Origin of the sequence: Actinomycetospora chlora (assembly GCF_039542135.1) — a bacterium.
In the GTDB taxonomy this organism is placed as follows: Bacteria; Actinomycetota; Actinomycetes; order Mycobacteriales; family Pseudonocardiaceae; genus Actinomycetospora; species Actinomycetospora chlora.
The window spans coordinates 14,147-28,164 of the sequence record NZ_BAABHO010000069.1 but is presented as its reverse complement, the minus strand read 5'-3'; the positions used below and the strand labels follow the sequence as shown (position 1 = coordinate 28,164).

Sequence of the window (14,018 nt, the reverse complement as noted above, 5' to 3'; positions counted from 1 at the left end):
GCGCAGCTCGCGGCCGTGCTCGACGGCGCCGGCCACGCGTCGCCGACCCCGCCGCCGACCCTCCCCGCCGGCGCGGCGGGACTCGACCCGGCCGCGGTCGCCCGCTGGTGGGCCGCGCTCGACCCGGCCACCCGAGCGCTGCTCGAGCGCGACCGCCCGGCGCTGGTCGGCGGCCTCGACGGCCTCCCGGCGGCGGCGCGCGACCGCGCCAACCGCGCCGTCCTCGCCGCGGCCGGCCAGCAGGCTTCGGCGCAGGAGGCGGCGCTCCGCACCCGGCTGGCGCGGACGTGGAACCCCGTCGAGCTGGCGTCGATCGGCGTCGAACTGCACGAGGTCCGCGCGCGCCTGGCCCGGCTCGCGGCGGTCGCGGCGGCCGTCGACCGGCCCGGGCGGACGCTGCTCGACCTCGAGGTCGACCCGGACGGCGTGCCGGGACAGGGGGTGCGGGCGGCGGTGGCGCGGGGCGACGTCGACACCGCGCGCGACGTCGCGGTGTTCACCCCGGGCTTCACCACCGGCGTCGACGAGCTGCCCGGCCGCCTCGCGGAGCTGGACGCCCTCGCCGACGCGGCGGGCCCCGGCACGGCGGCGGTGGCCTGGTACGGCTACGACGCGCCGCAGGCGGGCGAGGTCGCCGACCCGGACCGGTCGGTGCTCGGCCACGCCGCCGCGGACGAGGGCGGGCGGCGGCTCGGGTCGTTCCTCGGCGGGCTCGACGCGGCGCGCCCGGACGGCGGGGCCCACCTCACCGCGGTCGGGCACTCGTACGGGTCGGTGGTGACCGCGGCCGCGCTCGGCACGGGCGGCGGCGCCGGGGTCGACGACGTCGTGCACCTGGGCAGCCCGGGCATCGGCGCCGGCCCGGGACGCCCGCCCGGGCACGCGTGGGTGGTCGAGGCGGCCGGCGACCCGGTGGCCGACACCGCGTGGTTCGGGCCGGATCCCAACCGCCTGCCCGGCGTCACCGGGCTCTCGGCGCGCGAGGTCGCGCTGCCCGACGGGCGGGTGCTCGCGGAGTCACGCGGCCACGGCGCCTACCTGACACCGGGCACGACGAGCGCGGCGAACGTCGCCGACGTCGTCGGGGGACGCCCGCAGGACGTGGTGCTCGACCGCGGGATCGACGCCGGCGACCGGCTGCGGCGCCTCGCCGGGGGGTGACGGGACGCGAACGGCCCGCCCCCGGATCGCGGCGCAACGCCGCGGGACCGGGGACGGGCCGTGCCGACGAGGGGCGTGCGGGGCTCGGGGCGCCTAGTCCTTGCCGCCGGTGGCGGGCTTGTCGGACGACACCGAGCCGTTCGGGCTGGAGCCGGACACCGCGTCGGTGGCCGTGTGGCTCGGCACCGCACCCGTGCCGGGCGCCGTGGCCGGCGTGGTGGTCGAGGCCGGCGCGGACGGGGCCGGCGTCGCCGACGTGGCGGGCTTGGGGCGCGGGGCGGGCGGCGGCGGGGGCGGCAGCTCCGGCTCGCGGCGGGTGGCGACGACGGCCGCACCCACCCCGACGATCGCGGCCACGACCAGCCACAGGCCCCAGCGGCGGCGCTTCTTCGGCTCCTCGGGCTCGATGCGGGCCGCGAGGTCCTTGCGCACGGACGTCAGCCCGTCCTCGAGCTGGCCGCGCACGGTCTCGCCGAGGTCGCGCAGCTCGTCGGCCGACGTCGGCACGGGCGAGGCCTCGAGACGCTTGCGCGCGTCCTTGGCGTACGCCTTGGCCTGCTTGCGGGCCTCCTTGGCGGCCTTGTTCGCGCGCTTGCGGGTCTCCGCGCGCGCCTCCTGGGCGCGCTTGCGGGCCTCGGCCTGGGCCTCCTCGGCGCGCGACCGGGCCTCGGCCCGCGCGTCGAGCACGCGCTGGCGGGCCTCGTCGGCGGCGGCACGGACGTCCTTGCGCACCTCGGCGCGCTTCTTCGCACCGGCCTTGCGGGCCTTCTCGCGGTCCTTGCGGGCCTGGTCAGCGGCCTTCTGGGCGCGCTTCTCGGCCTTCTTGCGGGCCCGCTGGCCCTCCTTGCGCAGGTCGTCCAGGTCCTGCCTGGCGCCGACCACCGTCTTGCTGCTCAACGACTTCACCTCACTCGTCGGTAGGGCGGCCATGATGCCCCCGGCCCCTGGGGTGCAGGTGCCCGACCCGCTGGGGCGTCACACCCGCTACTCCATTCGAAGGTCCTGTCTTGCCTAGTGGCACGATGGCCGTGTGACCACCGCCGACACCCCGACCGCCACGCTGCACACCTCGAACGGGGACATCAACCTCGTGCTGTTCGCGAACGAGGCGCCCAAGACCGTCGCGAACTTCACGGGTCTGGCCACCGGCGAGCAGTCGTACAGCGAGCCGAACGCGAAGGGCGGCAGCAGCGGCCCCTTCTACGACGGCACCATCTTCCACCGCGTCATCGCGGGCTTCATGCTCCAGACCGGGGACCCGACCGGCACGGGCCGCGGGGGGCCGGGCTACCGGTTCGCCGACGAGTTCCACCCCGACCTGCGCTTCGACCGGCCCTACCTGCTCGCCATGGCCAACGCCGGGCCCGGCACCAACGGCTCGCAGTTCTTCATCACGGTCGCGCCGACCACCTGGCTCAACCGCAAGCACACGATCTTCGGTGAGGTGGCCGACCAGGCGTCCCGCGACGTCGTCGACGCCATCGCCGCCACCGCCACCGGTCCCGGCGACCGCCCCGTGCAGGACATCGTCATCACCTCGGTGACGGTCGGGTCCTGAGCGCGGACGACGTGACGGCGGCCGGGCCGGAGGCGGCGGCGACCTGCGTCCGCCACCCCGACCGGCCGACGGCTCTGGCCTGCACCCGGTGCGGGCGCCCGGCCTGCCCGGACTGCCTGCGCCCGGCGCCGGTCGGCGCGCACTGCGTCGACTGCCTCGCGGAGGCCAACCGGGCGGCGGGCGCCACCCGCCGGCCCCGCACGGTCGGCGGCGGCCGGTCGGACCCGACCGCGCGGCCCGTCGTGACGATCACGCTGATCGTCGTCAACGTCGCGTTCTTCGTGCTGACCGCGGTCTCCGCCGGCAGCCTGCTCGACAACGTCGCCTCCCCGTGGGCGTCGGCCACCTGGCTCGTGCCCTCCGACGTCGCGGCCGGCCAGTGGTGGCGGCTCGTCACCGCCGGCTTCCTGCACATCGGCCCCCTGCACGTCGCGGTCAACATGTTCGCGCTGTGGGTGCTGGGCCGTGACCTCGAGCTCGTGCTCGGACGCCTGCGCTACGGCCTGCTCTACGGCGTCTCGCTGCTCGGCAGCTCGGCGGCGGTCGTGCTCCTCGGCGCCCCGGACCGGCCCGTCGCCGGTGCCTCGGGCGCGGTGTTCGGCCTGATGGGCGGGCTGCTCGTGGTGCTGCGGCGCCTGCAGCTCAACCAGGGCCCGGCGCTGCTGACGATCGGCATCAACGTCGTGCTGAGCTTCACGATCCCGGGCCTGTCGCTGCTCGGCCACCTCGGCGGCCTGGTCACGGGGCTGGCCGTCACCGCGGTCCTCGTGCACGGACCGGCCCGGTCACGCCCGTCCGCCGGGCTCCTCGCCGTCGGCGGGATCGCCGTGCTGCTCGTCGTGCTCATCGCCGTGCGGTCGCTCGCGCTCGCCTGAGCCGCGCCGCCGTCCGGCCCGCGCCCGGTGCGCCTGCAGCGCGTCGGCCACCTCGACGGGGTCGGTGCCGAGCTCGAGGCGCCCGAGCACGAGCAGGCGCCCGCCGTCGGGGGCGTCGTCCGGGTGGTCGTCCCGCGCCTCCACCTCGAGGTAGGCCGCCGGCACCCCGAGCCGGCGCATCCGCACCACGCGGACGGCGTCGACGCGCTCCCACGCCCACCGGCGCGTGCCGGTCAGGCCCCGCAGGACGAGCCCGGCGTCGTCGACGCCGAGACGCGGCCGGGCCACGGCCCCGACCAGCGTGACGACGCCGAGCGCCAGCGCCGCGATCCCCGCGAGCAGGCGCCCGGGCGGGTCGCCGGCCGCGACCGCCCAGGCCGCGAGCCCGAGCGTGCCGACCGCGCCGAGGAGCACCGCCGGCCAGGGCGCGGCCCAGGCCGAGGCGGGCTCGTCAGCGTCCATCCACAGGCTCCGTCCACAGCGGTGGACGAATCACACGCGTGTTGTTCAGCGCCACTTCATGGTCATCAGCAGGGACACCACGATGAGCCCGAAGCCGATGAGGAAGTTCCACGGGCCGAGGTCCTGCATGAAGGGGATCGACTCGGAGGCGAGGTAGTTGACCACCAGCCACGCCAGCCCCAGCAGGCCGACCCCGAGCATGACCCCGACGTAGACCGGGTGCGACGGTCCGGCGGGCGCGGGCCCGGCCTTCGGCGGCGGGGTGTAGGCCGGCTTGCGGCGGACCTTGGACTTCGGCACGTCGGCTCCGATCGGGCGAGACCACTCGAGGGTCACTCGGGAGTCCACTGTAGTGCACCGGGGTCGGCGGCCCGATCCGTACGCTGGGCGGCGTGCGCGTCCTGGTCGTCGACAACTACGACAGCTTCGTCTACAACCTCGTCCAGTACCTCGCGCAGCTCGGCGCCGAGCCGGTGGTGCTGCGCAACGACGTCGACGGGGTGGTCGACCTCGTCGACGAGGTCGACGGCGTGCTGGTGAGCCCCGGACCGGGGACCCCCGACCACGCCGGGGCGAGCCTCGAGGTCATCCGTCGCTGCGCGGCGACGGCCCGCCCGATGCTCGGGGTCTGCCTGGGCCACCAGGCGCTCGGCGCCGCCCACGGCGGGGTGGTCGAGCGCGCGCCGGAGCTGCGCCACGGCAAGACCTCGCTGGTGCACCACGAGGGCGCGGGTGTCCTCGCCGGGCTGCGCACCCCGTTCACCGCCACCCGCTACCACTCGCTGACCGTGCGCCCGGACACCCTGCCGGACGCGCTCGAGCCCACCGGCTGGACCTCCGACGGCGTGCTGATGGCGATGCGCCACCGCGAGCTCCCGCTCGAGGGCGTGCAGTTCCACCCGGAGTCGGTGCTCACCGAGGACGGCCACCGCCTGCTGGCGACGTGGATGGGCGCGTCCGGCCACCCCGTCGACGACGGCGTGGTCCGCGACCTCACCGAGGGCCTGCGCGCGCTCGCCCTCGCCGCCGCGCCCCCGGCCCCCGCCGAGCCCTCCGGGGTCTAGTTCCCGAAGAGGCCGCCGAAGTCCCCGCCGTTCCCGTTCCCGTTGCCGTTCCCGCCGCCCGCGGCCCCGACGGTGACGCGGATCGTCGCGTCCCGGGCCGCCTGGCTGCCCGCGGACGGGTCCTGACTGAGGATCTTCCCGATCTGGGACGGGTCGTTGACCTGCTGGGAGGTCTGGGCGACCGCCCCGGTGAAGCCGGCCTGCGACAGCTGCTGCGCGGCCTGCGACGGGGTCTGCCCGACCACCGACGGCACCGTCAGCTGGTTGCCGCGCGACACCTCGAGGGTCACCTGGGTGTTGCGCGGCACGGTGGCGCCCGCGCCCGGCGAGGTGTCGGTGACGGTGCCGGCCTGCTGGTCGCCGTCGACCTCGGTGACGGTGACGCGCAGGCCCACGCCCTCGAGCGTCGTGGTGGCCGTCTGGCGGTCCTGGCCGACGACGTCGGGCACGCGCAGCGTCTCGCGCTGGCGCCCGATCGTCAGCAGCACCGGCGTGCCCGGCGCGATGAACTGCCCGGCGGCCGGGTCCTGCGCGAGCACCTTGCCGACCTGGCCCGGGTCGTCGACCTCCCGCTGCTGGGGCACCGGCGCGAGGCTCAGCCCGAGCCGCTGCACGGTCGCCTGGGCCTCGTTCGCGCTCTGGCCGGTGAGGTCCGGGACCTGGACGGGGTCGGGGCCCCGGCCCACCCGCAGCTCGACGACGCTGCCGGGCGCCACCTCGAGGCCCTCGGACGGGTTGGTGGTGACGACCTGCCCGACCTGCTGCGGCGTCGACGCCACGGGCACGACGGTCGGCCGGAGCCCGGCGGTGGACATCGCCTGCAGCGCCGCGGCCTGGGACTGGCCGACGACGGTCGGCACCGCGACGGTGTTGGCCGAGGGGGAGAACAGGAAGTAGGCCCCGGCCAGGGCGGCGATCAGCGCCAGCGCGGCGACGAACCCGATCGCGCGCCGGCGGCCGCGCCGGCGCCGGGCCTCGGACTGCTCGGCCTGCCACGCGGTGAAGTCGTCGACCTCGCCGAACCCGTCGGCGGGCCCCGTGGCCGGGTGGACGGGGTGGCCGCCCGTCATGAACTCGGTGCGCTCCTGCTCGGTCATCACCATCGGTGCGCCGGGCTGCTCGCCGTTCAGGACGCGGTAGAAGTCCTCGCGCATCTCGTCGGCGCTCTGGTAGCGGTTCGACGGGTTCTTGGCCAGCGACTTCAGGGTGATCGCGTCGAGCTCCGGCGGGACCCGCGGGTTGATCTCCGACGGCGCCGGCGGGTCCTCCCGCACGTGCTGGTAGGCGATCGCGACCGGCGAGTCGCCGGTGAACGGCGGCCGGGCGGTGAGCAGCTCGAAGAGCACGCAGCCGGTGGCGTAGACGTCCGAGCGAGCGTCGACCGACTCGCCGCGCGCCTGCTCCGGCGAGAGGTACTGCGCCGTGCCGATGACCGCGGCGGTCTGGGTGACCGCGGGCTGGGCGTCGGAGAGCGCCCGCGCGATCCCGAAGTCCATGACCTTCACGGCGCCGGCCGGCGTGATCATGATGTTCGCCGGCTTGACGTCGCGGTGGATGATCCCGTGCCGGTGCGAGAAGTCGAGGGCCGCGCAGACGTCGGCGAGGATCTCGCAGACGCGGTAGGGGTCCATCGGCCCCTCGGTCTTGACGATGTCGCGCAGCGTCCGCCCCGCCACGTACTCCATGACGATGTAGGGCAGCGGCACGTCGTCGGTCGGCGCCTCGCCGGTGTCGTACACCGCGACGATCGCCGGGTGGTTCAGCGCGGCCGCGTTCTGCGCCTCGCGACGGAACCGCACCTGGAACTGCGGGTCGCGCGCGAGGTCGGCCCGCAGGACCTTGATGGCCACGTCCCGCCCGAGCCGGACGTCCCGTCCCCCGTGCACCTCCGACATCCCGCCGTAGCCGAGCGCGGGCCCGAGCTCGTAGCGGTCGGAGAGGAGGCGCGGGGTGGTCATCCTCAGAACTCCTGACAGGTCACGGACACGGTGGACCCGCGCGGGACCTCGCCGGTGGGGGAGACCGAGAGCACCCGGCACGCCGACTCGTTGTCCGGCTGCCCGCCGAGCACCGTGGAGACCTCGGGGTCCAGACCGAGCTGCCGGAGGCCGGCGGACGCGGTCTGGGCCGAGCGGCCCAGGTACTCGACGGGGTTGACGGTCACGGTGTTGCCCGAAGCCGTCGTGGTGGTGGTGCGCGAGCTGCGCGTCGTCGTGGAGCTCGGCGCGGTGGTGGTCGTCGTGGTGGTCGTCGTGGGGGTCGGGGGCGGCGGGTCCGAGGTCTCCGTGGAGTTGACGACCCAGATCACCCCCGCGACGAGCAGCAGGGCCACGAGCGCGAGCGCGGCGACCGTGCCCCACGGCCCGCGGCGCCGGGGCTCCTCCGGCCGCGCCGCCCACCGGTCGGGGCGCTCCGCGCCGCGCGGCGGGGACGTCTCGCGCATCGCGGGGGCGACGCGGGTGGCCGGGTTGACGCGCTCGGTGGGCGCCATGGCCTGGCCGGGCAGCGGCAACGGGTCGCCCCGGCGGACGGCCGCGACGGCCGCGGCGAACTCGCCGCCGGTCTGGTAGCGCTGGCGCGGGTCCTTGTTGAGCGTCGCCTCGATGAGCTGGCGCACCACGGGCGGCACGTCGTTCGGCAGCGGCGGCAGCGGGTCGCGGATGTGCATCATCGCGACCGTGACGGCGTTCTCCGACAGGTACGGGCGGCGTCCCGCGAGGCATTCGTAGCCCACGACGCCCAGCGAGTAGACGTCGGACGCGGGCCCGGCGTCGCCGCCCCCGGCCTGCTCGGGCGCGATGTAGTGCGCGGTGCCCATCACCATGCCCGAGCGCGTCACCGGCGCCGCGTCCACGGCCTTCGCGATGCCGAAGTCGGTGATCTTCACCTGGTTCGTCGGCGTCACGAGGATGTTGCCCGGCTTGACGTCGCGGTGGACCAGCCCGCGCTCGTGCGCCGCCTCGAGGGCGTGGCCGCACTGCTCGAGGATGTCGAGGGTGTAGTCGACGCCGAGCCGGCCGTGCACCGCGAGGATCTGGGCGAGCGGCTCGCCGCGCACCAGCTCCATGACGAGGTAGGCGGTGGGCACCTGCACGGTGCCGCTGGCCGTCTGCCACTCGGTGGTGGTCTCGCCGTAGTCGTGCACGGCGGTGATGCCGGAGTTGTTCAGCGAGCCGGCCGTCCGCGCCTCGGTCCGGAAGCGGTGCAGGAACTCCGGGTCGCCCGTGAGCTCGGCTTTCAGGATCTTGACGGCGACCTGGCGGCCGAGCCGGGTGTCCTCGGCCTCCCACACCTCGCCCATCCCGCCGACGGCGATCCGCCGGCCGAGCCGGTAGCGGTCGCCGATCAGCGAGCCGGTGGTCGGCGCCATCAGCCGTTGCCCCCCAGCGCGGCCGCGATGACGGCGCGGCCGATCGGGGCGGCCACCGAGCTGCCGGTGGCCTCCTCGCCGCGGTTGCCGCCGCGCTCGACGATCACCGACACCGCGACCTGCGGGTTGGGCACCGGCCCGAACGCGTCGTACCAGGTGTGCGGGGGGTTGGTCTTGGGCGAGGCGCCCCACTCGGCCGTGCCCGTCTTGGACGCGATCTGCACGCCGGGAATCTTCCCCTCGCTCGTGCCGCCGTTCTCCGACCCGATCATCAGCTGCGTCAGGGTGTCGGCGGTCGACTGGGAGAAGGCGCGGGCGAGGCGGTCGGGCTCGGTGGTGTCCACCGTCGAGAGGTCCTGGCCCTGGATCTGCGCGACGGTGTGCGGGCTCATCGGCACCCCCCCGTTCGCGACCGTCGCCGTGATCATGGCGTTCTGGAGCGGCGTGAGGCGCACGTCGCGCTGGCCGATACCCGACTGGGCGAGCGACGCGCCGTCCGACATCGGGCCGGTCTCCGACGCCTCCACCGGCATCGGCACGGTCAGGGCCGGGTTGCTGAAGCCCAGCGACACCGCCATGGCCCGCAGGCGGTCGGCGCCGACCTGGTCCGCGAGCTGCGCGAACGGGCCGTTGCAGGACTTCGCGAACGCCGTCGCGAACGGCACCGTGGGGCCGGGCCCGCAGGGCTTGCCGTCGTAGTTCTCCAGCGTCGTCGTGCTGTCCGGCAGCGTGATCCGCGGCGCCGCGGTGACCGGGGTGTTCGGCTGGATCATCCCCGCCTCGAGCGCGGCGGCGGTGTTGACCAGCTTGAACGTCGAGCCGGGCGGATAGGTCTCGGAGATCGCGCGATTGGTCAGCTCCGGCGGGTCGGAGTCGGTCAGCCGGTTCCACGTCTGCTGCTGCGTGGTGCCCGAGTGGCTGGCCAGCGGGTTCGGGTCGTACGACGGCACCGAGACCATCGCGAGGATCTCGCCGGTCTGCGGGCGGATGGCCACGACCGAGCCCTGGTAGCCGCGCGACGTCATCGCCTCGTAGGCCGCCCGCTGCACCCGCGGGTCGATGGACAGCACGACGTTGCCGCCGGCGGGGTCGCGCCCGGTGATGGCGTCGGAGATGCGGCGGACGAACAGGCGGTCGTCGGACCCGTTGAGCACCGGGTCCATCGCGCGCTCCATGCCGCCCGCGCCGTAGATCTGGGAGTAGTAGCCGGTCACCGGCGCGTAGAGCGGCCCGTCGGTGTACTGGCGCAGGTAGCGCAGCCGATCGCCCGGGTCGGGGCTCTGCACGCTCTGCGCGAGCACCTCGCCGCCGGCGGAGATCTGGCCGCGCTGGCGGGCGTACTCGTCGAGCAGGACGCGGGCGTTGCGCGGGTCGGCGCGGTACTCGTCGGCCTTGACGACCTGGATCCAGGTGGCCTGCCCCAGCAGCAGCAGGATCAGCACCATGACCGCGAGGGAGACCCGTCGCAGCGGGGTGTTCACTCTCCTCGGGTCCTTCCTCGTGGGGCGGGTCCGACCGGTCCGGCGGGTCCGGCGCCGGCCTCGTGGTGGCCGTGACCCTGACCGTGCGGCTGACCGTGGGGCGGGGTGCGCACCTGGTCCCGGGACACCATCTCGGTACTCGCCTCGGCGAGGGGCGCCAGGGGTGCCTGCGGTCCGCCGGAGGGTCCGGGCCGTCGGTCGGCGGCCGGCTGGCGGGCCGCGTTCGACACCCGCAGCACCAGCGCGATGAGCGCGTAGTTGGCCACCAGCGACGACCCGCCGTAGGACAGGAACGGCGCGGTGATGCCGGTGTTCGGGATGAGGTTGATGACCCCGCCGACGACGACGAACACCTGCCACGCGATGGCGAAGCCCAGGCCCGCGGCGAGCAGCTTGCCGAACGTGTCGCGCACGGCCAGGGCGCTGCGCATCGCCCGCGTGGCCAGCACGCAGTAGATGAGCAGCAGCGCCGCGATGCCCACGAGGCCGAGCTCCTCGCCCAGCGAGGTGAACATGAAGTCGGTCTCGGAGAAGGGCACGAGCTCCGGGCGGCCGGCCCCGAGGCCGGTCCCGCCCATGCCCCCGGTGGCCAGGCCGAACAGGCCCTGGCTGACCTGGAAGCCGCGGCCGTTGTAGTCCGCGAACGGGTCGAGCCAGACCGACACGCGCACCTGCACGCGGCTGACGAACGTCCACGCCGCGAAGGCGCCGGCGCCGAAGATGACCAGACCGATGATCACCCAGGAGATGCGCTCGGTGGCCACGTAGAGCATCACGAGCACGATGCCGAAGAACATCAGCGAGGTGCCGAGGTCGGACTCGAAGACCAGGACGGCCATCGCGACGCCCCAGGCCACCAGCAGCGGCCCGAGGTCCCGGGGCCGCGGGAAGGTCATCCCGAGGAAGTGCTTGCCCGCGCTGGTGAACAGGTCGCGCTTCACCACCAGGAACGACGCGAAGAAGACGACGAAGAGGATCTTCGCGAACTCACCGGGCTGGATGCTCGCCGGTCCCAGCTTGATCCAGATGCGGGCGCCGTTGACCTCCGAGAGCGAGGCCGGAAGGACGGCGGGCAGCGCGAGCAGCACGAGGCCGACGAAGCCGGTGGTGTAGCCGTAGCGCGACAGCGTCCGGTGGTCGGGGACCAGGATGAGGACCCCGACGAAGAACACGAGGCCGATCGCGGTCCAGCCGACCTGGCGGATGGCCTCCTGCCCCGGTTCCTCGTTGCCGAGGCTCGCCGCGCGGGCGATCCGGGCGAGGTCGATCCGGTGGATCATGACCAGGCCGATGCCGTTGAGCAGCGCGGCCAGGGGCAGGACCAGCGGGTCGGCGTACGGCGCGAACCTCCGCACCGCGAGGTGCGCCAGGGCCAGCAGCGCCAGGTAGGCGGCGCCCAGGTACACCAGCGCCCAGGTCAGCTCCTGCTCCTGGTTGGCCTCGACGAGCACGAGCGCGCCGGTGGTGATGACGGCCGCGAAGGCCAGCAGCGCGAGCTCGACGCCGCGACGGGTCGACACGGCCGCGGCGACGGCCGGCCGCAGCGCCGTGCGGTCGGCAGGACGATCGATGCCGGCGCCGCCGGGGGCGCCGGGCGCGGTGGGGCGCGCCATCAGGGGACCCGGCAGTCCCGACCCGGGACCTGCGGCTCGGCGGTGGGGGTGGCCACGGGCGCCGGGCCGGCGACCCCGGGGGTGCCGGGCAGGGCGCCCGGGGTGCCCGGGGTGCCCGGCACGACCGCGGGGGCCGGGGCCGGGGCCGCGCACACGGGCAGCATCTGCCCGCGCAGCCGGTCCACGGTCTCGTGGGCGCCGTCGAGGTCCTCGACGCGGATGCCGTCCCCGCTGAGCGGCTGCCGCCCGGCCGGGGAGAGGTCGGCCACGCGGACGCCCGTGTCCTCCGCGACGCTGTGCAGCGAGACGCCGAGGAAGGTGCCGGGAACGCCCTGGTAGATCACGACCGTGTCGTCGTCGCCGGCGACGTAGTACTGGTTGCTGACGTAGATCGTCGCGGCGAGCACGGCGATGCCGGCGAGCGCGACCACGGCCAGCGCGGCGAGGGCCAGGCGCAGGCGGGCGCGGCGGGGGCGCCGGCGCGGGGACTCGGACGCCGCCGGGGCGGGCCGCGGCTCGGGCTCCTTGCGGGTCAGCGTCGCGGCGGAGGCGCGCGCGGCGGCGGAGTCGCCCGGCGGGGGGTCGGCGCGGCCGTCGCCGGCGGCACCGCCGTAGATGGGGTCGTGCTCGCCGTAGTCGACGTCCACGACGTCGGCGACGATGCAGGTGACGTTGTCCGGGCCGCCGCCCTTGAGCGCGAGCTCGATGAGGCGGTCCGAGCAGTCCTGCGGGTCGGGGATCGTCAGCGCCTCGGCGAGGGTCTCCGCGCTCACGACGCCGGACAGGCCGTCGGAGCAGAGCAGGTAGCGGTCGCCGGAGCGGGCCTCGCGCACGGTCAGCGCGGGCTCGACGTCGTGGCCGGTGAGCGCGCGCAGCAGCAGCGAGCGCTGGGGATGGCTCGCGGCCTCGTCCTCGGTGATGCGGCCCTCGTCGATGAGGGACTGCACGAACGTGTCGTCGCGCGTGATCTGGGTGAGCACGCCGTCGCGGAACAGGTACGCCCGCGAGTCGCCGACGTGCACCATGCCCAGCCGGCTGCCGGCGAAGAGCACCGCGGTCAGCGTGGTGCCCATGCCGTCGAGGTCGGGCTCCTCGGCCACCAGCTCGGTGATCGCGTCGTTGCCCTGCGCCGTGGCCTCGGCGAGCTCGCCCAGGAGGTCGTCACCGGGCTCGTCGTCGTCGAGCGGCACGAGTGCGGCGATGACCAGCTTCGAGGCCACCTCGCCGGCCGCGTGCCCACCCATGCCGTCGGCGAGGGCGAGCAGGCGCGGGCCCGCGTAGACCGAGTCCTGGTTGTTCTGCCGCACCAGGCCCCGGTCACTGCGTGCGGAATAGCGCAGCACCAGGGTCACGGGTCGATCCTGCACGGGAGGGGATGGGGGATCGTCACCCGGGTCCGGATGGCGGCGGATCCCGACACGTCGAGATCCCGTCCGCGGTACGTCCCGGGGGTCATGTCCGGAGCTCGATGACCGTCTTGCCGATCCGGATCGGGGTGCCGACGGGGACCCGGGTGGGTCCGGACACCTTGTTGCGGTCGAGGTACGTGCCGTTGGTGGACCCGAGGTCCTCGACGTACCAGTCGTCGCCCGACTGGGAGATGCGGGCGTGCCGGGTCGACGCGTAGTCGTCGTCGAGCACCAGCGTCGAGTCGTCCGCCCGCCCGATCATGATCGGACGGCCGTCCAGGGCGATGCGGGTGCCCGCGAGGGCACCGGCGGTGACGATCAGGGCACGCGGGCCCGACCGACCGCCGCCGCGGGCCGGCTTGGACGTGTTCCCGCCGCCGCGGGAGGGACGTCGGCCGCCGGGCGCCGCGGCCCGCAGACCCGACGCCGCGTACAGGTCGCTGCGCACGACCCGCAACGCGGCGAGGACGAACAACCACAGGAGGGCCAGGAATCCGGCCCTCGTGATCTGGAGGACGAGTTCGGGCACGCCGTCGGGCCTTCGGACCTCAGCCCTGCGCGCGGAAGAGCAGAGCGGAGTGCCCGACCCGGATGGTGTCGCCGTCGGCGAGCTGCCAGGTCTGCACGGGCGTGCCGTTGACGGTGGTGCCGTTGGTCGACCCGAGGTCGGACAGGGTGGCCTGCTGGCCGTCCCAGTTGATCTCGAGGTGACGGCGGGAGACGCCGGTGTCGGCGAGGCGGAACTGGGCGTCCTGGCCGCGTCCGATGACGTTCGAGCCGTTGACCAGCTGGTACGAGCGGTTCGAGCCGTCGTCCAGCGTCAGCGAGGCGGTCATCTGGCGGGTCTGGACACCGCCGTAGCCGCCCTGCTGGCCGTACTGGTCGTACCCGCCCTGCTGGCCGTAGGGGTCGTACCCGCCCTGGCCGTACTGGCCGCCGTAGCCGCCCTGCTGGCCGTAGGGGTCGTAGCCGCCCTGCTGGGGGTAGCCGCCCTGCTGCGGGTAGCCCTGGGGCTGGCCGTACTG

At 75.0% G+C, this 14,018-nt stretch carries 14 protein-coding genes; 4 read left to right on the top strand and 10 right to left on the bottom strand.

Annotated elements, in window-relative coordinates; genetic code table 11:
- The coding region (locus ABD994_RS28010) for an alpha/beta hydrolase (RefSeq protein WP_345423735.1) at window positions 1-1,161 on the top strand (1,161 nt) is incomplete at its 5' end.
- Window positions 1,162-1,254: 93 nt separating this feature from the next.
- Here the strand turns inward: ABD994_RS28010 and ABD994_RS28005 are convergent.
- Window positions 1,255-2,058, bottom strand: a complete 804-nt coding sequence (locus ABD994_RS28005) for a hypothetical protein (RefSeq protein WP_345423732.1) — start codon at window positions 2,056-2,058, stop codon at window positions 1,255-1,257.
- A 133-nt stretch (window positions 2,059-2,191) separates the two neighbouring features.
- Between ABD994_RS28005 and ABD994_RS28000 the strand changes: the two genes are divergently transcribed.
- Window positions 2,192-2,719 carry a peptidylprolyl isomerase gene (locus tag ABD994_RS28000; RefSeq protein ID WP_345423729.1) on the top strand — a complete coding sequence of 176 codons (528 nt, stop codon included), beginning with the start codon at window positions 2,192-2,194 and terminating at the stop codon, window positions 2,717-2,719.
- 11 nt (window positions 2,720-2,730) lie between these two features.
- On the top strand, window positions 2,731-3,594 hold the full coding sequence (locus ABD994_RS27995) for a rhomboid family intramembrane serine protease (RefSeq protein WP_345423726.1): 864 nt from the start codon (window positions 2,731-2,733) through the stop codon (window positions 3,592-3,594).
- Here ABD994_RS27995 and ABD994_RS27990 read toward each other — a convergent pair.
- Both ABD994_RS27990 and crgA read right to left on the bottom strand, forming a co-directional pair.
- The gene (locus ABD994_RS27990) at window positions 3,505-4,056 is read right to left on the bottom strand and encodes a PH domain-containing protein (protein WP_345423724.1); all 552 of its coding nucleotides are present in this window, start codon (window positions 4,054-4,056) and stop codon (window positions 3,505-3,507) included. The two genes, ABD994_RS27995 and ABD994_RS27990, sit on opposite strands and share 90 nt — an antisense overlap.
- A 45-nt stretch (window positions 4,057-4,101) precedes the next feature.
- Window positions 4,102-4,356 carry a cell division protein CrgA gene (gene crgA, locus ABD994_RS27985; protein ID WP_345423721.1) on the bottom strand — a complete coding sequence of 85 codons (255 nt, stop codon included), beginning with the start codon at window positions 4,354-4,356 and terminating at the stop codon, window positions 4,102-4,104.
- 92 nt (window positions 4,357-4,448) lie between these two features.
- On the opposite strand from crgA, the gene ABD994_RS27980 reads away from it, so the two are divergent.
- A complete protein-coding gene (locus ABD994_RS27980) occupies window positions 4,449-5,120 on the top strand; it encodes an aminodeoxychorismate/anthranilate synthase component II (protein ID WP_345423718.1) in 672 nt (223 codons plus the stop codon).
- On the opposite strand, the gene pknB is transcribed toward ABD994_RS27980, so the two are convergent.
- From pknB to ABD994_RS27945, 7 genes are all read right to left on the bottom strand, one after another.
- Window positions 5,117-7,078 carry a Stk1 family PASTA domain-containing Ser/Thr kinase gene (gene pknB / locus ABD994_RS27975; RefSeq protein WP_345423715.1) on the bottom strand — a complete coding sequence of 654 codons (1,962 nt, stop codon included), beginning with the start codon at window positions 7,076-7,078 and terminating at the stop codon, window positions 5,117-5,119. The two genes, ABD994_RS27980 and pknB, sit on opposite strands and share 4 nt — an antisense overlap.
- A 2-nt stretch (window positions 7,079-7,080) precedes the next feature.
- The gene (locus tag ABD994_RS27970) at window positions 7,081-8,490 is read right to left on the bottom strand and encodes a serine/threonine-protein kinase (protein WP_345423712.1); all 1,410 of its coding nucleotides are present in this window, start codon (window positions 8,488-8,490) and stop codon (window positions 7,081-7,083) included.
- Window positions 8,490-9,971 (bottom strand): peptidoglycan D,D-transpeptidase FtsI family protein, encoded by a 1,482-nt coding sequence (locus tag ABD994_RS27965; protein ID WP_345423709.1) that lies wholly within the window; start codon window positions 9,969-9,971, stop codon window positions 8,490-8,492. The genes ABD994_RS27970 and ABD994_RS27965 overlap by 1 nt, the downstream gene beginning before the upstream one ends.
- Entirely contained in the window at window positions 9,968-11,584 is a 1,617-nt protein-coding gene (locus ABD994_RS27960) for an FtsW/RodA/SpoVE family cell cycle protein (RefSeq protein ID WP_345423706.1), read from the bottom strand. The genes ABD994_RS27965 and ABD994_RS27960 overlap by 4 nt, the downstream gene beginning before the upstream one ends.
- Window positions 11,584-12,936: a PP2C family protein-serine/threonine phosphatase gene (locus tag ABD994_RS27955; protein ID WP_345423703.1), complete on the bottom strand. Its 1,353-nt coding sequence runs from the start codon at window positions 12,934-12,936 to the stop codon at window positions 11,584-11,586. Before ABD994_RS27955 ends, ABD994_RS27960 begins: the two co-directional genes overlap by 1 nt.
- Before the next feature lie 100 nt (window positions 12,937-13,036).
- Window positions 13,037-13,522 carry an FHA domain-containing protein FhaB/FipA gene (locus ABD994_RS27950; RefSeq protein ID WP_345423700.1) on the bottom strand — a complete coding sequence of 162 codons (486 nt, stop codon included), beginning with the start codon at window positions 13,520-13,522 and terminating at the stop codon, window positions 13,037-13,039.
- Window positions 13,523-13,541: 19 nt separating this feature from the next.
- Window positions 13,542-14,018, bottom strand: a 477-nt coding sequence (locus ABD994_RS27945; protein ID WP_345423697.1) for an FHA domain-containing protein, incomplete at its 5' end; no start/stop codon positions are given.